Annotated in this window: 22 protein-coding genes and 1 tRNA gene; 9 read left to right on the forward strand and 14 right to left on the reverse strand. The window is 63.8% G+C overall.

The features are described 5' to 3' along the window. Window positions 1-243: 243 nt before the first annotated feature. From CCR96_RS13635 to CCR96_RS13670, 9 genes are all read right to left on the reverse strand, one after another. Window positions 244-2,340 carry a heavy metal translocating P-type ATPase gene (locus tag CCR96_RS13635; protein WP_201220674.1) on the reverse strand — a complete coding sequence of 699 codons (2,097 nt, stop codon included), beginning with the start codon at window positions 2,338-2,340 and terminating at the stop codon, window positions 244-246. Window positions 2,341-2,430: 90 nt separating this feature from the next. Then, the gene (locus CCR96_RS24630; RefSeq protein WP_242519087.1) at window positions 2,431-2,895 is read right to left on the reverse strand and encodes a hypothetical protein; all 465 of its coding nucleotides are present in this window, start codon (window positions 2,893-2,895) and stop codon (window positions 2,431-2,433) included. Between the two features lie 335 nt (window positions 2,896-3,230). Next, window positions 3,231-3,644, reverse strand: a complete 414-nt coding sequence (locus CCR96_RS13645; RefSeq protein WP_201220675.1) for a magnetosome protein MamC family protein — start codon at window positions 3,642-3,644, stop codon at window positions 3,231-3,233. Then, the gene (locus tag CCR96_RS24635) at window positions 3,631-3,927 is read right to left on the reverse strand and encodes a hypothetical protein (protein ID WP_242519088.1); all 297 of its coding nucleotides are present in this window, start codon (window positions 3,925-3,927) and stop codon (window positions 3,631-3,633) included. The genes CCR96_RS13645 and CCR96_RS24635 overlap by 14 nt, the downstream gene beginning before the upstream one ends. Then, window positions 3,924-4,292 carry a magnetosome protein MamC family protein gene (locus CCR96_RS13655; RefSeq protein WP_201220676.1) on the reverse strand — a complete coding sequence of 123 codons (369 nt, stop codon included), beginning with the start codon at window positions 4,290-4,292 and terminating at the stop codon, window positions 3,924-3,926. The genes CCR96_RS24635 and CCR96_RS13655 overlap by 4 nt, the downstream gene beginning before the upstream one ends. Further along, entirely contained in the window at window positions 4,289-4,609 is a 321-nt protein-coding gene (locus CCR96_RS13660; protein ID WP_201220677.1) for a hypothetical protein, read from the reverse strand. The genes CCR96_RS13655 and CCR96_RS13660 overlap by 4 nt, the downstream gene beginning before the upstream one ends. A 682-nt stretch (window positions 4,610-5,291) precedes the next feature. Beyond that, a complete protein-coding gene (locus CCR96_RS25100) occupies window positions 5,292-5,426 on the reverse strand; it encodes a hypothetical protein (RefSeq protein WP_274601119.1) in 135 nt (44 codons plus the stop codon). Between the two features lie 315 nt (window positions 5,427-5,741). Then, window positions 5,742-6,806, reverse strand: coding sequence for a hypothetical protein (locus CCR96_RS13665; RefSeq protein WP_201220678.1), 1,065 nt, complete (start codon window positions 6,804-6,806; stop codon window positions 5,742-5,744). A 149-nt stretch (window positions 6,807-6,955) separates the two neighbouring features. Beyond that, window positions 6,956-7,267 (reverse strand): hypothetical protein, encoded by a 312-nt coding sequence (locus tag CCR96_RS13670; protein ID WP_201220679.1) that lies wholly within the window; start codon window positions 7,265-7,267, stop codon window positions 6,956-6,958. A 394-nt stretch (window positions 7,268-7,661) separates the two neighbouring features. Between CCR96_RS13670 and CCR96_RS13675 the strand changes: the two genes are divergently transcribed. Both CCR96_RS13675 and CCR96_RS13680 read left to right on the forward strand, forming a co-directional pair. Continuing rightward, window positions 7,662-8,192, forward strand: coding sequence for an MOSC domain-containing protein (locus tag CCR96_RS13675; protein WP_201220680.1), 531 nt, complete (start codon window positions 7,662-7,664; stop codon window positions 8,190-8,192). A gap of 177 nt (window positions 8,193-8,369) precedes the next feature. Further along, window positions 8,370-9,497, forward strand: coding sequence for an AI-2E family transporter (locus CCR96_RS13680; protein WP_201220681.1), 1,128 nt, complete (start codon window positions 8,370-8,372; stop codon window positions 9,495-9,497). Between the two features lie 49 nt (window positions 9,498-9,546). On the opposite strand, the gene CCR96_RS13685 is transcribed toward CCR96_RS13680, so the two are convergent. Continuing rightward, window positions 9,547-11,910, reverse strand: a complete 2,364-nt coding sequence (locus tag CCR96_RS13685) for a diguanylate cyclase (protein ID WP_201220682.1) — start codon at window positions 11,908-11,910, stop codon at window positions 9,547-9,549. Between the two features lie 252 nt (window positions 11,911-12,162). Between CCR96_RS13685 and CCR96_RS13690 the strand changes: the two genes are divergently transcribed. Further along, window positions 12,163-12,639, forward strand: coding sequence for a rhodanese-like domain-containing protein (locus CCR96_RS13690; protein ID WP_201220683.1), 477 nt, complete (start codon window positions 12,163-12,165; stop codon window positions 12,637-12,639). 15 nt (window positions 12,640-12,654) lie between these two features. On the opposite strand, the gene CCR96_RS25335 is transcribed toward CCR96_RS13690, so the two are convergent. Then, window positions 12,655-13,074 (reverse strand): UPF0175 family protein, encoded by a 420-nt coding sequence (locus CCR96_RS25335; RefSeq protein ID WP_242519089.1) that lies wholly within the window; start codon window positions 13,072-13,074, stop codon window positions 12,655-12,657. Between the two features lie 171 nt (window positions 13,075-13,245). Continuing rightward, window positions 13,246-13,336 (reverse strand) — tRNA-Ser (locus CCR96_RS13700). 261 nt (window positions 13,337-13,597) lie between these two features. On the opposite strand from CCR96_RS13700, the gene CCR96_RS13705 reads away from it, so the two are divergent. Continuing rightward, window positions 13,598-14,455, forward strand: a complete 858-nt coding sequence (locus CCR96_RS13705) for a class I SAM-dependent methyltransferase (protein WP_207191969.1) — start codon at window positions 13,598-13,600, stop codon at window positions 14,453-14,455. A gap of 98 nt (window positions 14,456-14,553) precedes the next feature. Here CCR96_RS13705 and CCR96_RS13710 read toward each other — a convergent pair whose 3' ends face one another. Beyond that, on the reverse strand, window positions 14,554-15,732 hold the full coding sequence (locus CCR96_RS13710; protein WP_201220684.1) for a DesA family fatty acid desaturase: 1,179 nt from the start codon (window positions 15,730-15,732) through the stop codon (window positions 14,554-14,556). 208 nt (window positions 15,733-15,940) lie between these two features. On the opposite strand from CCR96_RS13710, the gene CCR96_RS13715 reads away from it, so the two are divergent. The 5 genes from CCR96_RS13715 to mutM all read left to right on the forward strand — a co-directional run bounded on the left by CCR96_RS13715 (window position 15,941) and on the right by mutM (window position 20,886). Next, on the forward strand, window positions 15,941-16,855 hold the full coding sequence (locus CCR96_RS13715) for an ABC transporter ATP-binding protein (protein WP_201220685.1): 915 nt from the start codon (window positions 15,941-15,943) through the stop codon (window positions 16,853-16,855). Next, the gene (locus CCR96_RS13720; RefSeq protein WP_201220686.1) at window positions 16,852-17,589 is read left to right on the forward strand and encodes an ABC transporter permease; all 738 of its coding nucleotides are present in this window, start codon (window positions 16,852-16,854) and stop codon (window positions 17,587-17,589) included. The genes CCR96_RS13715 and CCR96_RS13720 overlap by 4 nt, the downstream gene beginning before the upstream one ends. Before the next feature lie 87 nt (window positions 17,590-17,676). Next, entirely contained in the window at window positions 17,677-19,125 is a 1,449-nt protein-coding gene (locus CCR96_RS13725; RefSeq protein WP_201220687.1) for a GldG family protein, read from the forward strand. 22 nt (window positions 19,126-19,147) lie between these two features. Further along, window positions 19,148-20,053 (forward strand): DUF4340 domain-containing protein, encoded by a 906-nt coding sequence (locus CCR96_RS13730; RefSeq protein WP_201220688.1) that lies wholly within the window; start codon window positions 19,148-19,150, stop codon window positions 20,051-20,053. 17 nt (window positions 20,054-20,070) lie between these two features. Then, on the forward strand, window positions 20,071-20,886 hold the full coding sequence (gene mutM / locus CCR96_RS13735) for a bifunctional DNA-formamidopyrimidine glycosylase/DNA-(apurinic or apyrimidinic site) lyase (RefSeq protein ID WP_201220689.1): 816 nt from the start codon (window positions 20,071-20,073) through the stop codon (window positions 20,884-20,886). A gap of 4 nt (window positions 20,887-20,890) precedes the next feature. Here the strand turns inward: mutM and CCR96_RS13740 are convergent, their stop codons facing one another. Next, the gene (locus CCR96_RS13740; RefSeq protein ID WP_201220690.1) at window positions 20,891-21,130 is read right to left on the reverse strand and encodes a hypothetical protein; all 240 of its coding nucleotides are present in this window, start codon (window positions 21,128-21,130) and stop codon (window positions 20,891-20,893) included. Window positions 21,131-21,135: the final 5 nt, after the last annotated feature.

Consider the following 21,135-nt stretch of genomic DNA (forward strand, 5'->3'; position numbering starts at 1 on the left):
TCGCGACCATCGAACCGCTAGAGCGAGATGACGATCTGGCTCCATGCGCTCATACACGACTCGGATGATCTCGATGCGCAGGGTGACAACAGGGTCGTAGACGTTGTAATGCTGAATCGTCACACTTCGGTAGCCGACGCGAATCCAGCTGCAATCGACACCGAGTAGAGGATTACCGCTCAGCGCGGCCATGCCCTCGTTCAACTCACCAAGATAGCGATCGGCCTGCGGCTCTTCGAGCCGTCATCCTTGCGACTCGGCCTCCAACGAGACCCCCTTGAGGGCATTGACCAGAATGCCGATGGTCGAGCCATTGTGCAGCAGCGCGCTGGCCACTGGTGACAGCCATCCCATCACCGCGCCGCCGAGCACCGCCGTGTTGATGCCTACCGCGGCGGTGAAGTTGTGCTGGATCAGGCGCATGGTCTTGTGGGCGATCTCGCGGGCATCGGCCACCGCCTGCAGCCGATCGTCCATCAGCACCACATCGGCGGTGGCGCGGGCGATATCAGCGCCGCGCGGCATGGCGATGCCGACATCGGCCACCGCCAGCGCGGGCCCGTCGTTGACGCCGTCGCCGACGAAGCCGACCTTGTGCCCTGCCTGCTGCAGGCCTTCGATCACGCTGGCCTTGTCCTCGGGCGCCATCTCGGCATAGACCGCATCGAGTCCGAGCTCGGCGGCCAGCGCCTCGCCCTTCTCGCGCCGATCGCCGGTGATCATCACCAACTGCTGGATGCCCAGCGCCCGCAGCCGCGCGAGCGCCGCCGGCGCCTCTTCGCGGAGGGTATCGCGCAGCGCGATCAGCCCGACCGCGCCCTCGGCGTTGCCGACGAACAGCAGCGTCTTGCCTTCCGCGTGCAGGGCGTCGATCTGCGCCTGATGTGGCTGGAAATCGATCGCCATGTGCGCTTCCAGATAATGTCGGCTGCCAACCACGATACGCCCGCCATCGACCTCAGCCTGCAGGCCATGGGCGACCAGATAGTCGACCTCGCCGTGGGAGATATGCTCAAGATCACGCTCGCGGGCGGCCTCGACCACGGCCTGGGCGATCGGATGACTCGCATGCTCCTCGACCGAGGCCACCATCGCCAGCAGCTCGGTCTCGGTGCAGGCGCAGCGGCCGGGCAGCACGACGACATCGGTCACCAGCAGATCGCTGTGGGTCAGGGTGCCGGTCTTGTCGAACACCAGGGTGTCGATCGCGGCCAGGGTCTCGATCGCCTCGCCGCCCTTCATCAGCACGCCATGCTCGGCGGCGCGCGACATCCCGGACTTGAAGGCGACCGGCGTGCCGAGCTTCAGCGCGCAGGAATAATCGACCAGAAACACCGATTGCAGCCGCGCCAGATCGCGGGTCAGGGCATAAACGGCGGCGCCGGTGCCGAGGGTGAGATAGACGCGTTTATCGGCCAGCTCATCGGCCAGGCGTTGGGTCGCCGCCTGCTCGGCCAGGGAGGCCTGGATGAAGCGTGAGACCCGCGCGGTGGTCGTGTCCTCGCCGACGCGCGTGGCTTCGAGTCGCAGCCGCCCCTCGACCAGCACCGAGCCGGCGATGACCCGCGCCGGCGCCTCTTTGCGCACCGGCACATCCTCACCGGTGACGCCAGCCTGATTGACCAGCGCCAGACCGTCGATGACATGGCCATCGACCGGGATGGTCTCACCGACACCGACCACCACCGTCTCGCCGAGGCCGACCTCATCGCCGGAGACCTGTATCAGCTCACCATCGCGCTCGACCCAGGCCATCGCCGGATCGGGTCGCAACAGCCGGCGCAGCAGCCGATCGGATTGGCGCTGGGTGCGGCGCTCCAGAAATGAGCCCAGATCGAGCAGCAGATCGGTCAGATTGGCGGTGAACAGCTTGCCATTGGCGGCGGCGAGGCCGACCGCCAGGGCATCGAGCACCTCGACCTTGATGCCCTCATGGATCAGGGTGTCGGCGCCCTTGGCGAGGGTGGAGCCGACGTTGGCGAAGGTGAGCACGACGCGCATCGGCGGCGTCAGGAACGGCAGCGCCGCCAGCGTGAACAGGGTCGTGATCATCGGCGCGATCTCGGCCTCGCGCACGCCATCCTCGCTGTAGCCGGGGATCGGTTCGCCGGAGAAGTGCTCGAGCCGACGCAAGAGCGCGCGCCGTGCCTCCGTGCCGCCCTGGTAGTGGATGATCAGCGTGCGCGCGGACCGATTGGCGCGCACCTCCTGAGTCGGTGCCGCGGCGTCGATCCAATCCTCAAGCGCCGCGGCCTCATAGCCGGGCTCGCCCAGGGCTGGGATGCGCAGGCGCAGGCGGCCTGGCACTTCATGGATGATTCGGTAGTTGGTGAGCGCCACGGACGCGATGAGAGCATCTTCAGTCGGTTGTCGGCTTTGGATCGGCTTTGAAGGCTAGATGCGCCATCAGCACTAGGCTTAAGCGCGGGCTCAGGCGTCCTTGTGCGACTCCGCGGCCTGGATCTCGGCCTCGGCATCGTGGAAGCGCTCCTTGATCTCCTCGACCCCACCCTGGAGACCACCCCAGAGCTTAACGACGCCCTTGATCGCGGTGCGCTGAACGCCCTCATTGGTGAGCAGATAGGCGGCCGCGGCGCCGATCAACAGGCCCTTGAGGAAGCGGTCGTTGCCAAGGTTCAAGAACGAGGAGGACGCGGTCTGTGCAGCATAAGCGCTGCCCGGCATGGCGCCGGCACCCGGCGCTGTGGCCATCGGGGCGCCAGGAGCAGCCATCGGCATCTGCTGCATCTGCTGATAAGCGGGATGATAGCCGGCGTAGTAGCCGCCAGCCGGCATCATGGCTGGCTGCTGGGGCGCATAGCCCTGATGCATCGCCTGGCCTGAGCCCATCGCGGCACCTGGCATGGGCGCACCTTGCATGGGCGCACCGGGCATCGATGGCTGGGAGCCGTCAGGGTGAGAGGAGGCTCGCGCTGACGGCTGAGCGGGCGGAACAGGTCCTTGTGGATTGGCATAATAGCTCATGCTCTGATACTCATGTAGGAGGTCTTAACAGTGTCTCTCACCGATGGCGTTCGGCTCATCGGCGGTCCCGGGATTTGGCCTAATCAGGCTGCATTTGCCGGCCTAGAGAGCGGTCGATCCAATGGCATCTCGATTCAAGGTGAGCGGCCGCGGCGATCATCGGACAAATGGACACTGGATCGCTGAATCGAGGCGGCACAAGCACACAGCCGTCAGTCGCCGCGCTCCGGCACGAGGACGCAGACTCAGGCCGTCTCGGCATCGGACTCATTGGCCGGCACCTCAGAAGCCTGGTCTGGCTTCGACGGCGCATTCAACGCATACATCGCCGCCGTGCCGGTAACCAAGGTGGCGGCGATCGCCAAGGTCGGACTGCGAAACTGACTGGCCACCAGGGACGCCGCCGCGGTTGCCAATCCAGAGGCAACGCCAGCGCGCAACGTATTCAGCGCCGCCTCGCTGGGCGCCAGCTCGCCCTGCTGGTAGCGATGCAGATTCAGGGCGCCGGCACCGGTCAGCCCGATCAGGGTGCCGAGCTTGGCCATCTGGAACGCCGCGTTCGGACTGTAAGGCGTTGAACTGCAAGACACAGGGTAGGCTGGCGTCCCTTGGCCACTGGCCATGGTCGGATACCAGGATCGGTCATCATACTGGCTCATAAGCGTCGCTCCCGGATGAGGATGAGGGTGAGGCCTTGGGGTCGGTGGTTGCGGGCGCGGATCGATCGGCGAGCCCGGTCTTGGCATCGGAATCGGCATCGACATCGGCATCGGCATCGACATGGCTGTGATCGGTCGTCAAGGCGTGCTTGCGGCGACGCTTTAGCCATTGGCTGGTCAGCACCACCAGCGCGGCGCCCACGATCAGGCCGCCGATGCCTTCGGCGAGGTTCTTGGCTACCCCATGGCGCTGGCGCTGTAGGCCATGCTCGGCCCGGCTCATGGCTCGGCACCTTGCTCAAGGTAGCGCTGGATGCCATACATCACCGCCGTGCCACTGGCAAAGAGCACACCGAGCCGTAACAGACCCTGCTGGCGCACGGCGCTCGCCGCAGCCCCCGCGACCGCGCTGGCGGCGGCGGTGGCCAGGGCCGCTCGACCAATGTCGGCCAAGGCGCCGGCGGCATCCGTCTCCTGCTGTTGCAGTCGACGGATATTGGCACCGGCGGCGGCCGAGCCACCGATCACGGCGCCGAGAAGCGCAAGCTGAGCGATCGCCGAGCAGCCATCGGTTGGTGCCAGGGCCGGATAAGCCGACGGACCATAAGGTTCGGGGGTTGACATCAACGCCAGACGGTCATCACTCATGCATCACCTTCTTTCTCGGACGCGGTCGACATCCGCTCTTTCACTGAGTCTACGCCGCTCTTCACCGCACCCTTGGCCTTGGCGCCCGTCTTGAACAGCGCATCCTGGACCTGATCGTTGGTCAGCAGCAGCACCGCGGCCGCACCGACCAAGGCCCCCTTCCAGAACTCGGTGTCATCGAGACTGAGCATCCGCGTCAGGGTATTGAGCCCATTGCCGCCCTCGGCCAGCTCCTCGAACAGTTGCTGCATGCCTGCTTGCGGGCCGGGACCTGGCCCCTGCCCTGCACCGGCCATCCCGGCTGCGTGTGCTCCCATGGGCGCCCCCTGGTGAGTGGGTGCCCCCTGGTGAGGCATCGCCGCACCCGCTGAATCGCTCTGATACCCCGCTGGCGGATATCCTGCTGGCGGATACCCAGCGGCCTGATGGGCAGCATCAACACCTGCATAGGCCGGAGCTCCCATGGCTGGCCCTGGATAGGGATAGCCATAGCCGCCTGGTGCATAAGTTGCCTGCTGGGGATGGTACTGGGGCTGATAGGCTGGCTGATAGCCTGGTTGATAGCCAGGCGGATATTGAGGCTGGAACTGGGGCTGACCCTGAGGCGGCGGCTGGAACTGAGGCTGAGGCTGAGGCGGAAAAGGGTGCTGGGCATAGGCCTGATGCTGGTCCGCATAGCCAGGCGCCCGTTGCGCTTGGTAAGCTCCAAAGGAGTCGTCACTGGCAGCAGTCCACGCCGGGCCGGGTGCCTGCTGCGCGGCCCCTCGTGCCGCTAATTGCGGTGAAGAGCCAGCGTTCGCCTGTTGCTCGGGCGAACTCCCGGTCTCTGCTCCACCGCCCGCATGCCGGGACCCACCCGCGCCTGCTGACTCACGCTCCGCTTCGCTCATCATGTCGCTCCTGATCGGCGCTCTGAACACTAAAGCGTTATGATAACCGCTCGCATTCCTGTCTGACAATCCCTGACTGATTTTCTGCTCAGCGCTCAGTGCTCAGCGCTCAGTGCTCAGACAAAGCGCCCAGATGGGATGGCAGCGTCAGCGACTGTAAGGCCGATCGAACACCGTCGTCCTGTGGTGGCAAGGCCCAGAGCATGAGCCCAAGTGTCAGCCCGACGATCAGCACGGCTGGCATCAATCCGACGGCTCCAGGCTGGCCTGCACTCATCGCGCGAGCCGCCCGGCAAGCCTTTCTCCATCCATGCCGGACGGATGCCCGCGCCGTCAGCGAATCATGGCTTGGTGTCGACATCGTGGTTGCCTCCCCTTATCGGAGTTTTCAATCGCCATCAACCAAGGGTTTGAAGGAGAACCTCAGCACAGAAGCAACCAGGCCAGGTCGCTCAGCTCAGGCGGCCTATCGCGCTCTCAACATGCACTCCCCTATCAAGGCTAAAACAACCGAGGCTGAAACAACCTGCTGGCGCTGCCAGTTCAGAAGGCCAGGCGCTCAACTGGTCAAGGCATTCATCAAGGTGGTCCAGAGCCGCGCCTCGTCGCGGCGGAAACGGGGGTGACCCTGAGACCGAAACGCGTCGGGAGTCGCGGCCCCAGGTTCAGCCGTATCGGCCAACCCGGTGCTCCATGCGTCTGCGCAGTCGTCGCCCTCGGCAGCGGCAGCGGCAGCGGCAGCGGAACCGATGATCGCCATGGCTCGACCCTCGTCGTCGTAGAGCCGAAGCGAGCGCCGATCGATCTCCCCCCTGCGCTCACCAACGACCCAGGCGCTGTCGATCGCGCGCACATCAAGCTCGAGTCGCGCATGGTCACCGCGCAGTGAGAGCTGACCATCGAGATAGGCGTGGCCGTAGAACTGCTGGATCGATCGGCTGACCCACCCCTGACTTCCGCTACTCAGCGCTAGCGGATGCACCTGATCGACGAGCGTCTCGAGCGCACAGGGCACCAACGCTGGATCGACCGCGATCGCGGGCTCATCGCCGCGCGCCGCAGCCCGCATCCAAGGTAGAGGATTCAGGCTCTGGCGGCCGCTCAGCTCGGCGAGATCTCGGAAACTGAGCCCAAGACATTTCGGCTCCGGCTCCAAGGCCTGACAATCGCGCTGCAAGCGGTGGATGGCATGCTGCTCAAGCGCGGCCATCTGCCGACCATCTTGCGGCGCTGGCGCTGGCACGACACGGCGCCCATTGGCCCCAAGACTGGATAAGAGCACACGCAACGGCAGCGGATGCGTCCCGGCCTCCAGTTGAATCCTCACCAGCGGCTGCTGAGTCGCGTCTTCGATCACCAAGCCCTGCAGATCGTCTTGGGAGGCCAGTGCATGGCACTGATCGAGCAGCACCCGCAGTTGATACCCAGGCTTGTCCAGATGACCCAGCATGCCCTGCACCCGCAGTCCACCGAGGCGCTGACGCTGGGCGATGCGAAGACCGCGCTGCTCGGTCTCGATCCAGACGCGCCCGAGCAGTTCCAGATCGGCCAATAGCTCCGGCCAATGGCCGAGGTAGCGAACCGGCTCGGAAGGCTGCAGCGCAATGGGCATGGATATGGGCATGGATATGGGCATGGCGGCGTCCAAACCGCCCGAAGGTCTCGATACAGGTCGTGCTCCAGACCAGGACCGCAGGCTCGTCTCCGTCTTGGTCGCAGCCGACTGCGCAGTGGCGAGCCCGGCACTGAAGTCGGTCAGGTAGGGGCTCGCCATCAGTGGGCTCCTGCTGGAACCTGCCCAGCGCAGTGGTTCAGAGAGCGCTCGCCGATCGCGGCCAGTCCACGCCAATGCTGTGCACCACGGCAATAGGCGGCGCGCTGATCCAGATCGGCCGCGAGCTGCGGGTGCAGGGACAGCGCCTGAAAATGGCGCACCACCGCCTCCGCCACAGCCGCAGCCCCCTGACTGACGGAAGCCCGGATCAGACCTGCAAGACGCGCCTTGAGCTGCTCAGGCGGCAGATGCAGCGGGAGAGCATCAAGGGCAAGGGTAGGATCAGCGGTGCCGTTAGAAAACTGTTGCATGCCAGTGTCTCCGTCATGGGCCTCGAGGGCCAAATGGTGATGAACAGATCCGGCTGGCCGTCGATCTCGACGTCGGGGCTGGCTGGAGGATCGCTCTATTTTGAGAACGATTCTCAATAAGGTTAGCAGCTCTAGCCCGTTCGTCAACCCCAATCCTGACGAAAATCCATCGATTTTCTCGTCCCTCCTTGCTCGAATTAGATGAAGCCGACAGGATTGGTGTACTGGCTGCTACTGTCACCGACCGTTGACATCCGATGGGCTCTCTTCCGATGGGGCTCTTAGCAAGCCTAAGGCCTCGGGAGCCGCAAGGCCCTGTTCTCTTGTCCATCCGCGGCCTGGACCGCAATTGATCACCGAGACCGAAACCCTGCGTGATCGAATGGAGCAACCGATGCCCCCTTGGCTGCACTGGCTACTGACACAGCGCCACCGCCTGCGTCGCGAACGCGGCCAAGTGGGTCGACTATCGGCGATCTTCGTCGCCGACCACGCCGGCGCGCCGATGCACTCCCTTGATCAGACCTTAGCCCTGGTTGACGCTGGGCTTGCCGATGATCGATACGCATTGGGCCGCGGGTTTTGGCGGCTGACCGATGGCTGCCAGGTCACGCTGATCCACGCCGAGGATCTGGCGCGGGTACAGCGCCGACAGGGGCTGTCACTCGATGCCGGTCAACATCGGCGGAATCTGGTCGTGTCCGGGTTAGCGCGGACTGAACTGCGCCATCGGGCGATTCGCATCGGCGAGGCGGTGTTCGACTGGCATCGGGTTCGCCCGCCGTGCGGTTATCTCGACCGCATCTCCGGTCCGGGAACGGCCAAGGCCTTAGGGCGCCAGTCCGGTCACTGCCTTCGTGTACGCACGGCGGGCTTGATCAAGGTGGGTGACCGCGTCGAGGTCTCAGCACCGACTCGGCGATGAACCCTTTGCCGCTCGTTCGACCCGAACACCCTCGGGATGGGTTTCGTTTCAGAAACATGTGCGCCTCGGCCTGATCGGCCATCGCTGGCGATGGCTCGATGACCTTCGAGGTGTCGCCGGCACCGGGGTCGATGATATGGTCTGTGCGCGTAACCGTTTCACAGAGAGACCCCGTCGTTGGTCACGCCCACATCACCGCTGTTTTCTGGCCCAGCCAAGGCGCTCATCATCATCGCCGCCTTCGTGGTCGCGGTAGCCGGAATGCGAGCGGCATCACCGATCCTCGTGCCGCTGCTGCTGGCCATGTTTGTGGCGAGCATTTGCGCGCCGGCCTTCTTCGCGATGCAGCGTTTGCGTGTGCCGCCATTGCTCGCGCTGATGATCCTGCTCCTGGCGCTGGTGGCGCTATCGCTACTGACCGCGGTTATTATCCAGATCGGTATTGGCGATCTGCGCAATAAGCTCCCGGACTACCAGATCATCGTTCAGCGCCAATTCGAAGAACTGATCATCTGGCTGAAGACGCTTGAGCCCGACCTCGACGATGAGGAGTTCCATGCGATGTTCGATTGGCGCTCGGCCTTCGCGTTTCTTCGCTCATCGCTGACCAGGGCGACCGGCTTCGTCGGCCAGACCTTATTCGTGCTCTTGCTGACCGCGTTTATCCTGCTCGAGGCGCAATACCTGCCGCGCAAGCTGCACGGCATTCCTGAGTTCTCGCCGGGGTTCTGGCGACAGTTCGACCAGATCCTCATCGATGTGCGCCGCTACATGACGATGAAGACCCTCACCAGCGCCATCACCGGTGGCCTGGTGCTACTCTGGGTAATGGTGCTCGATGTCAACTTCGCGCCCTTGCTCGGCTTTCTGGCCTTCGTGTTGAACTACATCCCGATTATTGGCTCGGTGATCGCTGGCGTGCCCGGCGTCGCGCTGGCGCTGGTCGAGCAAGGCCCCGGGACCGCGCTGCTGTGCGCGCTCGGCTACATCGCCATCAATGCCGGCATTAGCAACATTCTGGAGCCGCGGTTGATGGGACGCGGACTTGGACTTTCGCCTCTGGTGGTCATCGTCTCGCTAGTGTTTTGGGGCTGGGTGTTCGGGCCGGTGGGCATGCTGCTCTCACTGCCACTGACCAAGATCGCGAAGATCGTCATGGAAGGATTTCCTGATTCACGCTGGGTTGCCGCCCTGCTGGGTGGACCACCCAACACCGAGCCGCCGGCAACGGATCATCCACAGCTAACTGGGGACGAGCCGGCAAACCTAGGGCCGGTCTCGGGCCGAATGACGGAGCAGCGGTAGCATTCCAGCACGGTGGTTTGATAAGGCAGCGCCCCGCTGTAGGAACCGTTCAGAGCGTAAGGGTGCTCAGCCTGCAGCAGTTCCTTCCCTGCTCTTTAGCCAGATACAGCGCCTGATCGACACGTCGAAACAGGCTATCGCTGCTGTCATCCTGGGTGAACTCGGTCACCCCGATGCTCACGGTGAGTCGCTCAATGACCGGAAAGCAGGCTTCGGCAATGGTCTGGCGCAACTGCTCGGCCAGCCGCAGGGCACCGCTGGCATCGGTCTCGGGCAGCAGCAGAGCGAATTCCTCACCGCCCCAGCGCGCCAAGCCATCGCTCTGGCGCAGTCGCTCGAGCATCACCTTCGCCAGGGTTTGCAAGATCTGGTCGCCGACCGCATGGCCATGGGTATCGTTGATATGCTTGAAGCGATCAATGTCGAACAGTAGCAGCGCAAACACCTGCCGATAGCGCCGTGCCCGATCCATCTCGGCGCGCAGCCGTTCATCAAACGCCCGTCGGTTGGCGAGTCCGGTCAACGCATCTTGATAAGCCTGAGCCTGCAGGGCGCGCTGGAGCCGATCGCGCTCCAGCGCCGCGCTGATGATATCGGCCACCAACCGCAGCAGGCGCAGCTGAAAGTCGGTCCACTGCTTTCGCGTTCGCACATAATCAAGCCCCAAGAGGCCGTGCATCTGCTCGGTCTCGAACAATGGCATGGCAAGCATGGATTGAATCTCGCCGTCCTGCATGATCTTCAGCTCCTCGGGCGAGAGCTTGGCGATGTCGTCTTGGGTGACCCAGGCCGCCTGGCGGCTCAAGGCAATTCGCGGCAACCAGGGGTAGCGATCCACAGGCAGCGCGCGCAGCTCATCGATCTGCGGACGAATCCCTTGCGCGCACCATTCATGGCTACAAGTCATCGACAGCTGGCCCGCATCCATCTGAAACAGATAACAGCGATGCGCGCCCACACAGGCACCGATGCGCGCGAGCGCGGCATGGATCGCCGCATCGAGATCGGATGTGTTGATCGCCAAAAACAGCCGCGAGATGTCGCGCACTGCCTCCTCGCAGCGGGTACGCTGGGCCAGTTGCTCGAGCACTCGGGCGTGCTCGATGGCCAGCCCGAGCAGACTGGCCAAGGCACCGATCTGGCGGATCTCCTGTCCCTTTGGAATGCGCGGCTGCCGGAAGTAGAGCGCAAAGGTGGCGAGCACCTCTTGGTCCTTCTCGGTCAGTACCGGCTCTGACCAGCAGGCGCTCAATCCGGCGCGCTCGGCGAGCACGCGATAGGAGGCCCAGTCGGGGTCGACGCGCAGATCCCGGGTCATCACCCGTTTACGCCGCGCCGCCGCCGTACCGCAGGTGCCGTTGCCCTCGCGGATGGTGAGACCGTCGATCGCCTGGTTATAAAAGGCCGGCAGGCTCGGCGCGGCGAGCAGACGCAAGCGCTGCTGGTCGGCATCCACTCGCAACAGCGAACAGAGGCAGCCTGGAAACGCCGCCTCGGCAGCGCGGACGATGCGCATGGCGATGACCGGCAATGGCGTGTCGTTCAGGATTTCGCGCAAAATCGCCTGCAATTCACGCTCGCGCCGCTCTGTGCGCTGATGGTCGCTGATATCGATGAACGCGCCGAGACAGCCATCATCGATCTCCGTGTGATGGATCTCGACCGTGCGCTGCTCGCCGTTTTTACAGGTCACCTTGGTTTTGAAGGGCATGCGACTCGAATCCCCGGCGGCCTGTGCCGCCAGGGCGGCATCCCAGGTCTGAAGCACCCACTGGCGATGCTCCGGGTCGGGATAACAGGCCTGCCACCAGGCTTGCATGTCGGGCAGTTCAGCAGCACTGTAACCATAGGTTTCGGTGAACCGCTGATTGTAGAAACGCGTCCGACCGGAGCGATCAAGGCCACCCAAGGGCACGGGCGCGAAGTGCACTAAACGCTCGAAGCGGGCCTCACTGGCCTGCTGCGCCCGTGTTGCTGCTCGGGTGTCCGTCAGATCGCTCAAGGCCGCTTCCCAGAGCCTGGCTCCGTCGGCCAGTAAACGCGGCCGCGCTTGCAGATGCCACCAACGTATCTGGCCGCGCACCAGGCCCCGCCCGTCCCAGGAAAAGGCTTGCGGCGCGGCCAGAACCTGCTTCACGCGCCTCAGCAACTCGGCCGTATCGTCCGGATGCACGCACTCCAGAACCTCGCGCGCATCGGCGATCACCTGCTCCCGGCACAGGTCCAGCATCTCTAGCAGTTGCTTGCTGACGAAGCGAAAACGCGGCTGGCCGTCGACATCGACCTGCAAGAGCGCGAGTGCGGCCGGAATCGACTCAGAGGGATGGGGTGCAACGGGGTCAGCAGGACGTTCAGCAGCAGGGTCATGGGTCATGATGATGACCTTGGAGGTGGCGTCAAAGGCGCCGGCCACGGGGGCTGAACCAAGGCCATCGAGACCCCGACCGGCATCCAGGCTCGGTTAAGATAGCATTTCGCGCCTGCTCACGACCAACCGCCCGGCTGCCGTTGCGTCATAGGTCCTTGAACGATGGCCTCATCGGCCTGGCCGAGCCTCTGCGCGGCGAGGTCGATCCTGAGGCGCAAGCGGACGGCTAGCGCGAGTCAGACTGACAGATTGACCAGTCTATAGCCCGTCTATAGCGTCACCCGATCGCGTGAAACAATGAAGCCACAACATGCCCCTCCTGCCAACCGCTACCGCTGGCGAATCGCACAAGTCACACTCACCACAGCTTTGCTGTGCAGCGCGCCGATAGGGACGGCCGATGAAACCCTTTCAGCGATTCAGTCCTATCTCGCCGCCGGGCCGATCGAGAACTTTTTGCTCCAGCCAGAGGCCCTGCCCGACGACCCAAGCGACGAGTTCTACCTGGTCTTCGATGTCCGCAGTCCGGCCGAATTCGAGAACGGGGAAGCGCTGCCAAGCGCCGAGCATATCCCCTACACCGACATCGCCCCGCTGTTGGAGACCCTTGGGGAGGATCGCAGCCAGCCAGCACTGATCTATTGTCAAACCATGCTGCGCAGCACTCAAGTGGTGATGGCGTTACGCCTGCTTGGCTATGACAATGTCTGGTATCTCTCAGGCGGTATCGACCGTTGGCGCACTGCCGGCAAGCCACTGACGTCCAACGAGTGACCGGGTAACGGCGTCTCACCGAGTTTGCCGAGCGTGCGGGCGATTTCCTGCAGCTTGTCGTTCAACAGGAGCAAAAAACAGGAAGATGCGGCCCATATCGCACAGTCGGCCGGCTTTTCCCGATGAGATGCGGCCTTGCTCAAACAGCTTAACAGCGAGCAAAAAACGCGCTTCGTCGGCAAAGTTAGCCGGCAACTCAGCAGCCGAGGACAGTCCAGCGACGAGGCGTTGCTGCGTCAGGATCAATTTGGGGCGAACCCTGACGATGAGGCCAATCGGCCTACAACGGTCGTTGGTGACTCCAAGTGAGTCTTCTGCATGAGACAGCGATTGGCTACGTTGATGGCGAGCGACCAGCGGCTTCGGTGTCTTTTGCTGAGGCCGTGTGAGAATGACTGGCGTATCGTTGCCTGGTGATCCTGCCGACGCCTTCACACTCAGAGAACCCCGCGATGCTTGCTCCGCTGTCCGCCTTTGTCGAGGTGGAGGCGGACGCTAGGACAGAAAAGCCGGTAGCGTAGCGACAGTTAAGCGGGGGAATAGATGGGGACCAATTTTTTTAATAAATTATAAGCAATTGGATTTTCTATAATTTTCCCGCATTATTGGCGGAGAGGGAGGGATTCGAACCCTCGATAGGCTATTAACCTATACATACTTTCCAGGCATGCTCCTTAAGCCACTCGGACACCTCTCCGGAACGCGGGTTGATGCTGACGCCCGTTTGTATCCATCGTTACGATGATGGGACGTCGGCGACTTGTCGCCTGTGCATCAAGCCGACAAGCTTAAGCGAACATGTGTTCGCTTGCAAATTCAATGAACCCAGTACACCCCCCCAGCTCCGCCCGGACAAACGATGAATCCTGAGCAAGAGATGACCAGCGAAGGCGCAGACGCGAGCTCGTTTGCTGACGGCAGGCCGGACGCGACGCGACTTTCAGCGCCCGCATCTCTTGTGCCTAATCAAGAGGAAGGCGATGACAGCATCCTCGCGGATCAGGCCGACCGCTATGCGCTCTACGAGCGCGCGGTACAGTGCCCGGAGGCCGAGGTGGATTTCGTCACCGAGATCTTCCTCCAGCGGCGCGGACGCCCTGCCCTCTCACTGGCCGAGGACTTCTGTGGCACGGCTGCGGTTTGCGGCGAGTGGATCGAGAGGCATCCGGATAACCGCGCCATCGGCACCGACAATGATCCGGCTGTGCTTGCCTATGCGCGGGTGCAGCGGCTCGCGGCGCTGTCAGCCGAGCAGCGCTCGCGTCTGCGGCTGATCGAAGCCGATGTGATGGATGTTGGTCCCGAGCGGTCGGCACGGGTGGGCTGCGAGCCCGTCGACCTGATTCTGGCGATGAACTTCAGCTGGTGGCTGATCACCGAGCGTGCAGACTTGCTGCGCTACTTTAGGCGTGTTCGCGAGCGGCTTGTCGCCGATGGTCTGTTCGTGCTCGATGCCTATGGCGGCTATGATGCCTTTCGGGTGATCACCGAGGAGCGCCCGATTGAGGATGGCGTTGAACCCTCCTTCACCTACATCTGGGACCAGGCCGACTATGATCCGATCAGTGGCCTGATGGAATGCGCGATCCACTTCGAGTTTCCGGATGGCTCGCGGTTGGAGAATGCCTTCCGCTACCGCTGGCGACTCTGGACGCTGCCTGAGCTGCGCGAGATCCTGACCGAGGCCGGCTTCCATAATCTGCAGATCTACTGGCAGGGCTGGGACGAAAATGGCGAGCCCGACGGACACTTCAAGCCCGTGACCAAGGCGGAGCCCGATGCAGGCTGGATCTGCTACCTAAGCGCAGAACCCTAGCCAGAAGGCCGGGCAACTGAGGATTGTCACGCGATTGCTGAGGGCGTCTACATCCTTGCGGGCGCCAGACGAGACGCCCAGCGAACAGCCCTCGTCGATCAAGCCGGCGCGCCGACCAGCGCAAGCCCTCGCAGGTTGCGCGAGAAGCCTTCCAGCGCCTGAATCCCGGTCGCTTCGGCACGCTGACACCAATCCTGGAGCGAGCTCAATAGCGCCTCCTGAGACGGCGCGTTGCGCTCCCAGATCTGCCGCAGCTGCTCACGGAACTGATAGACCACCTTGAGCTGTTGGCTGTGGGCGAGGATCTGTTCCAGATTCTGGCGGCTCGTCTCGTCCAGACGCTCACGAACCAGTAACTTGCGGGCGCGCCGGGCAATCCGTCGGCAATCTGGCTCACTGCGGCAAAGCTCGGCGCGGGTCACCGGCTGCAAGACCTCTTTGCTGTACCGGCGGATCACGTGCATGCGCGTCACCAACAGCGCCTTGAGCGTCTCCATATCGACCACCTGTTTACCCTCGACCACGGTCGCTTGGGGCGGTAACTTCTTGACCTTCGCCAGCCCGAGCAGCGACAGCATGCGGATGTAGAGCCAACCAATATCGAATTCCCACCAGCGCATCGACAGGCGCGCCGACGATGGGAAGGCATGATGGTTGTTGTGCAGCTCTTCACCGCCAATCAGGATGCCCCAAGGCGAAACATTGGTCGATGCGTCCGGCGTCTCGAAGTTACGGTAGCCCCAGAAGTGACCGGCACCGTTGATCACGCCCGCCGCCAGGATCGGAATCCAGAGCATCTGCACTGCCCAGACGGTGATGCCATAGACACCGAACAGGGCGACATCGATAATCAACATCAGCGCACAGCCCTGCCAGGTCAGGCGGCTGTAGAGGTTGCGCTCGATCCAGTCATCCGGAGTGCCGCTGCCGAAACGCTTGACGATGGAGACATCCTTGGCGCTGGCGCTGTAGAGTTCGGCGCCCTGCCAAAAGACCTTGCGCAACCCGAACACCTGCGGGCTATGTGGATCATCGGCAGTCTCGCAACGGGCGTGATGCTTGCGGTGAACCGCCACCCACTCGCGCGTCACCATGCCGGTGGTGAGCCAGAGCCAGAAGCGGAAGAAGTGCTCCGGGATCGGATGTAGACTCAGTGCGCGATGCGCCTGAGCACGATGCAAAAAGATCGTCACCGCCGCGATCGTGATGTGGGTGAATCCCAGAGTGATCAATACCACCTGCCAGGCCGGCAGGTTAAGCAATCCGTATACTGTCATGAATGTTCTCTATGTCTTGAGCCGTGATGAGCGCACCACCTCGGTGCGACTCTGCATGCTCTGCCCGACTATGGCAACTCTCAGATGAGCGCGTTCCCGCATCGGAGACAAAACCTTGCTGCTAGTAAGGCTCTGATGAGCGCCTGAGCCACCGTCTTTCGCTATCGCGTAAACGCGCCACGCGCTATCGTAGCTTCCCGCATGTAGCATGCTCCTCACCGTCGATCAGGTCACACGCCGCTTCGGGCCCAAGCCGGTGCTGCATGGTCTGCGCTTTTACCTGCGTCGCGGCGAGGTGCTGGGGCTCCTCGGCCCCAATGGCGCCGGCAAGACCACGGCGCTGCGCATCCTGTCTGGGACGCTTGCGCCCAACAGCGGCCGGGTGCTGCTGAACGGAATCGACATGCAGCGCTCGCCACGCCAAGCCAAGGCGCGGCTGGGCTATCTGCCGGAGCGCGCGCCCCTCTATCCGGAGATGCGCGTCGATGAGTATCTCACCTTCGCCGGGCGGCTGCGCCGCATGCCCACCGGCGAGCTGACCGAAGCCATCGCTCGGGTCAAGGCGCAATGCGGGCTGACGCATGTCGGGCAGCGGCTCCTGGGACGGCTGTCGAAAGGTTATCAACAGCGCGCCGGCATTGCTCAGGCGCTCATCCATCAGCCCGACCTGGTGATCCTCGACGAGCCCGCCGACGGTCTAGACCCGGTGCAGATTCGCGAGCTGCGCGGTCTGATCCGATCCATTGCTGAAAATGCCGGCGTCATCCTCTCCAGCCATGCACTCAACGAGGTGCAGGCGAGCTGTTCGCGCGCGATCATTCTCCACCAGGGGCGCCAGTTGCATGAGGCCGACCTTAGGCTGCAGGCAGCAGCAGCGCGCGACGTCCAGGTGCGGCTCAGACCACCGCCGGTGCTCAGCTCGGTACTCGCGCTGCCACCCGTGGAAACCGCTGAGCCTTGCGGCAAGGATGCTCTGCGCATCCGCTTGCGCAAGGATTCCAGCGCCGATGTCCTCGCTCGGTCACTGATGGAGCATGGCTACGGTCTGCTCGAACTGCGTCCTTGCCGCACCGATCTTGAGCAGGTCTTCTTCAGTTGCATCGGCATGGAGTCCGCAGCATGATCCTGATCATCGCCCGTCGCGAGCTCGCCGCCGTCTTCCAGACGCCGCTGGCCTGGATGCTGCTGGCGGCAACTCAGCTGCTGCTGGCTTGGGTCTTTCTCGAGGTCATCGATCAGTATCAAGGCATCGCCGCACCCGAACTCAAGATCGGCTTCAACGCCGCGCTCGCCGAGCGCCTCTATGGCGCAACACTGATGCTCCTGTTGCTGATCGCGCCGCTGCTGGCAGCGCGCAGCCTAGGCCAGGATCGGCAGCTCGGCACCGACCAGTTGCTCGGATCAGCACCGGTGCGTATCAGCGCGATCCTACTCGGTAAGCTCATTGCCCTGCTGGCGCCCCTCTGGCTGCTTACGCTGTTGCCGCTGCTGCTGGTCGCCTGGCTGGTCGGCGCCTCGCCGGTCGATCTCGGTCTGTTCCTGGCCGCGACGCTCGGCCTCTGCCTCAGCGCCTTGCTGTTTGCCAGCGTTGGGCTCTTGACCGCCAGCCTGGTGCGACAACCGACGCTCGCTGCAATACTCGCCTATGCCCTCCTGATCATGCTATCGCTGATCCACGACGCCGATCAGCTCGCCGCGCTGCAGCTGTCGCTATTGGACTGGCTCTCTTGGAGCCAGCATCTGGTCTGGCTCTTCAATGGCGTGGCTCGACTCAGTGATCTCAGCTATTTTGTGTTGATGTCCGCCCTCTTCCTGGCCCTGGCGGAGCGCCAGCTCGCGAATCGTCAGCTCGGGTGAGCGGCACTGACGCCGAGCCCAGCGATTGAGCCCCGACATTGTGCGCTAAACCCGAGAGTAGAGCCGGCCGGACAAGCGAAACTCAGCATGGCAGAACCCACCGAGACCATCCCGAGCAGCTCAGCGCTCGTCGGACTGTTAAGGCGGCTCAATCGCCCCGCCGCCGACCTCAGCTTCCTGCTCTTGCTAATCGCAGTCGTGCTGCTCTCAGGCTGGCTGATTGCACGCCATGATCAGAGCTGGGACCTCAGCTTTAGCGGACGCAATAGCCTCTCGGACGAGAGTCGTGGCGTGCTTGCTGCGCTCGAAGACCCGCTCAACATCCGCATCTTTACCGCCCCGGACGGCGAGCTTGGGCGCACCATCGAGCAGGTCATTGCACCCTATCGGCGCGCGAGCCGCTGGGTGCGGACCGACTTCATCGATCCACAGCTCTTCCCCGAGCTGGCCCGCGCCGCCGATGTGCGGCTGCAGGGTCAGCTGGTGCTCGAGTATCAGGATCGGCGGGTGGTCCTCGACCGGCTCAACGAGCGCATCCTCACCAACGCCATCGCCCGCATGCAGCTGCAAGACCCGCCCTGGATCGCCGTGCTCGAGGGGCATGGCGAGCGCGCGCTCAATGGCGCCGGCCCCGGCGATCTGCGGCGCTTTGCCCAGCTGCTGCTGCAGCGCGGCTTGCATCTGCAGCCACTGGACCTCGCCCTGCTGGCACAGGTGCCGGACAACATCGATCTGCTGATCATCAGCACCCCCTCCATCGCGCTCTTCCCCGGCGAAGCGCTGGCGTTGGTCAGCTACCTGGAGCGCGGCGGCAACCTGCTCTGGTTGCTGGACCCACCCGGTGATGATGGCCTGCTCGGACTCGAGCCACTGCAAGCGCAGCTGAACCTCCAGCTCTTGCCGGGCCAAATCGTTGACGCAACGGCCGGCGACCTGCGCCTAGAGGCGCCAACCTTCGCTGTGGTCGAAGACTGGCCAAGCCATCCGCTCACCGCCGACTTGAGCGGTCCTGCGCTGTTTCCTGGCGCAGTCGCGCTCAAGCTCGGCGAGCCGTCCATCTGGCTACAGGCAGCAGCCTTTCAGACCGGCACCCTGAGCTGGAACGAAACCGGCCCGGTCCGCGGCGAGGTCGCGCGCGACCCCAATGCGGGAGAGCAGCTCGGGCCGCTCAGCGTCGGCCTGCTCCTCACCCGCCCGGTGACCCGCGCCCCGCAGTATGATCCAACCCGCGACCCGATCGATCACCAGCCTTTGGATGCACCCCGTCGTCAGCGGATCGCGGTCCTTGGCGATGGCGATTTTCTCGCCAATGCACATCTCGATCAGGGCGCCAACAAGGCGCTCGCGCTGCAGTTAGTGCGCTGGCTCGCCCATCGCGAAGACCTGATCGCGGTCCCGCCCCCAGCCAACGACCGGGTTGCGCTCGTCCTGACGCCGCTGCGAATGCTGCTGCTGAGTGCCAGCGCCCTCTTCTTCATGCCCGGCCTCCTCGCCCTCGCCGGGCTCGGCATCTACTGGTCACGGACTCGGACCTGATGAGGCCACGGAGCCGTACCTGATGATGCTCGAACGCTGGCTCACGAATCTCGGCCTCGCATTGATCGCAGCCTGGCTCGGCGTGCTCGCCATGCAAGACGTGCAGCAGCAGGTCAGCAGCGGGCGGCTTACCGACCTCGCACCCGAGCGGGTGCAAAGCATCGCGCTGCAGCGCAGCGCTGGGCCTTTAATCCGGCTCGAGCGGCGCGATCACGGCTGGTCGATGCGCGCGCCAATCGAAGCACCGGCAGACGAAGCGGCGGTGGGCCGGCTACTGAACATCGCCCACGCACGCGTCAGCCGCGTGCTGCCGGCCGATGCAACCGCCGCTGGCCGGCTCGGGCTCGACCCACCGCGGGTTCGACTGACGCTAGACGGCCTGACGCTGAACATCGGCGAGAGCGACCCAGTCGGCAACCGCCGTTATGTGATGATTGGCGACCTGGTCCAGCTCATCGACGATGACCAGCTGCCCTGGCTGCTCGCACCGCCCGAGCAGTTTCTCAGTCGACGCCTGTTGCCGGCCGACTTCAGCCCAGGGCTTGGCAGCATCGACGGCCGCCCGCTCTCGGCGGATACACTCGCCACGCTGGTCGATGTGGTCGCGGAGCGCGTCGAGCCCATCGACGGCGAGTTGGGCGGGCGCATCCTGGCCATCCAATCCGCCGACGGCGACCAACAGTTGCGTTTCCTGGTGGCCGAGGGTGGCACGCGCTGGACTCGGCTCGACCAGCGCCTCAGCTACTGGCTCACACAGCCACCACTGGCCGAGCGAGACGAGGATGCTTTCGGTGAGCCTGGTCAGCTGCCAGCGCCGGGTCTAGCACCAGCCGGCTCGACAGACAACGCCCCAATCACACCAAACGCCACCCCAGTCGCCGTGCCAAACCAACTTGATATGTCAGACCAACCAAATGAGCCCAACTAACCCGAGTAAGCGCGGACATGCCTGAGCTGCCTGAGGTCGAGACCAGCCTACGGGGGATCGCGCCACATCTGGTCGGACGCCGGATCGCGCGGCTTGTGGTCCGCGATCACCGTCTGCGCTGGCCGATCCCGGTGGACACCGCTGAGCGCCTCGCTGATCAGATCATCGTCGCGCTACGTCGGCGCGGCAAGTACCTCCTGTTCGACCTCAAGGAAGGTGTCTTGCTTCTGCATCTGGGCATGTCTGGCAGCCTACGCGTATTGTCCGCAACGACGATGCCGGGGCGGCACGATCATGTCGACCTCTGTCTCGAGGACGGGCAGTGCCTGCGCTTTCGCGATCCACGCCGCTTCGGCATGCTGCAATGGACGCCCGCCCCCGCCGAGGCGCATCCGCTCCTGCGCGATCTCGGGCCGGAGCCACTGGGGCCTGCTTTCAGCGGCGACTATCTGTTCCAGCGCTCGCGCGGTCGGCGCGCACCGATCAAGACCTTCATCATGGATAGCCAGGTCGTGGTTGGCGTTGGCAACATCTACGCCAACGAATCGCTGCATCTGGCTCGCATCCATCCGAACCGAGCCGCCGGACGCATCAGCCGCGAGCGTCTCGATCGCCTCGCAGGCGCCATTCGCAGCGTGCTCGCTGACGCCATCGCACAGGGCGGCACCAGCCTCCGCGATTTCGTGCAGGAGGATGGCAATCCCGGCTACTTCGCCCAATCCTTGCGCGTCTATGGCCGCACCGAACAGCCCTGCCCGAGCTGCGGCAGCCCGATCCGGCAATGCCGCATCGGCCAGCGCTCGAGCTTCTATTGCGCGGTCTGCCAGCATTAGCGCATTAACACCCGCTCCGCTGCGCGTCGATTTCGGCTGCAATGTCCTCGTCGAGGAGCGTCGCCGACTGGGGCAGACTCTGCACATGGCGCATCAGCGCACGCCAGCTTTCGGTTCGCTCTTCAGGTTGGCGCGTTTGATCGACTACCAGTACTTCCAGCAAGGCGCCTTCGGGAAAAGGCATGCCTTCTAGCACGAGGCAGTTTGAAGCATCCATACGGACGTAGGTCTTGTATGCATTCATTGTGG

Origin of the sequence: Halochromatium roseum, assembly GCF_016653315.1 — a bacterium.
Lineage (GTDB): Bacteria > Pseudomonadota > Gammaproteobacteria > Chromatiales > Chromatiaceae > Lamprobacter > Lamprobacter roseus.

Excerpts from the sequence above, each read along its gene's own strand:
- CCR96_RS24630 (WP_242519087.1), bottom strand. The coding sequence starts at position 2,895 with ATGCCCGGTGCGCCCATGCAAGGTGCGCCCATGCCAGGTGCCGCGATG.
- CCR96_RS13645 (WP_201220675.1), bottom strand. The coding sequence starts at position 3,644 with ATGAGCCAGTATGATGACCGATCCTGGTATCCGACCATGGCCAGTGGC.
- CCR96_RS24635 (WP_242519088.1), bottom strand. The coding sequence starts at position 3,927 with ATGAGCCGGGCCGAGCATGGCCTACAGCGCCAGCGCCATGGGGTAGCC.
- CCR96_RS13655 (WP_201220676.1), bottom strand. The coding sequence starts at position 4,292 with ATGAGTGATGACCGTCTGGCGTTGATGTCAACCCCCGAACCTTATGGT.
- CCR96_RS13660 (WP_201220677.1), bottom strand. The coding sequence starts at position 4,609 with ATGGGAGCACACGCAGCCGGGATGGCCGGTGCAGGGCAGGGGCCAGGT.
- CCR96_RS25100 (WP_274601119.1), bottom strand. The coding sequence starts at position 5,426 with ATGCCAGCCGTGCTGATCGTCGGGCTGACACTTGGGCTCATGCTCTGG.
- CCR96_RS13665 (WP_201220678.1), bottom strand. The coding sequence starts at position 6,806 with ATGCCCATATCCATGCCCATTGCGCTGCAGCCTTCCGAGCCGGTTCGC.
- CCR96_RS13670 (WP_201220679.1), bottom strand. The coding sequence starts at position 7,267 with ATGCAACAGTTTTCTAACGGCACCGCTGATCCTACCCTTGCCCTTGAT.
- CCR96_RS13675 (WP_201220680.1), top strand. The coding sequence starts at position 7,662 with ATGCCCCCTTGGCTGCACTGGCTACTGACACAGCGCCACCGCCTGCGT.
- CCR96_RS13690 (WP_201220683.1), top strand. The coding sequence starts at position 12,163 with ATGAAGCCACAACATGCCCCTCCTGCCAACCGCTACCGCTGGCGAATC.
- CCR96_RS13710 (WP_201220684.1), bottom strand. The coding sequence starts at position 15,732 with ATGACAGTATACGGATTGCTTAACCTGCCGGCCTGGCAGGTGGTATTG.
- CCR96_RS13715 (WP_201220685.1), top strand. The coding sequence starts at position 15,941 with ATGCTCCTCACCGTCGATCAGGTCACACGCCGCTTCGGGCCCAAGCCG.
- CCR96_RS13720 (WP_201220686.1), top strand. The coding sequence starts at position 16,852 with ATGATCCTGATCATCGCCCGTCGCGAGCTCGCCGCCGTCTTCCAGACG.
- CCR96_RS13725 (WP_201220687.1), top strand. The coding sequence starts at position 17,677 with ATGGCAGAACCCACCGAGACCATCCCGAGCAGCTCAGCGCTCGTCGGA.
- CCR96_RS13730 (WP_201220688.1), top strand. The coding sequence starts at position 19,148 with ATGATGCTCGAACGCTGGCTCACGAATCTCGGCCTCGCATTGATCGCA.
- mutM (WP_201220689.1), top strand. The coding sequence starts at position 20,071 with ATGCCTGAGCTGCCTGAGGTCGAGACCAGCCTACGGGGGATCGCGCCA.
- CCR96_RS13740 (WP_201220690.1), bottom strand. The coding sequence starts at position 21,130 with ATGAATGCATACAAGACCTACGTCCGTATGGATGCTTCAAACTGCCTC.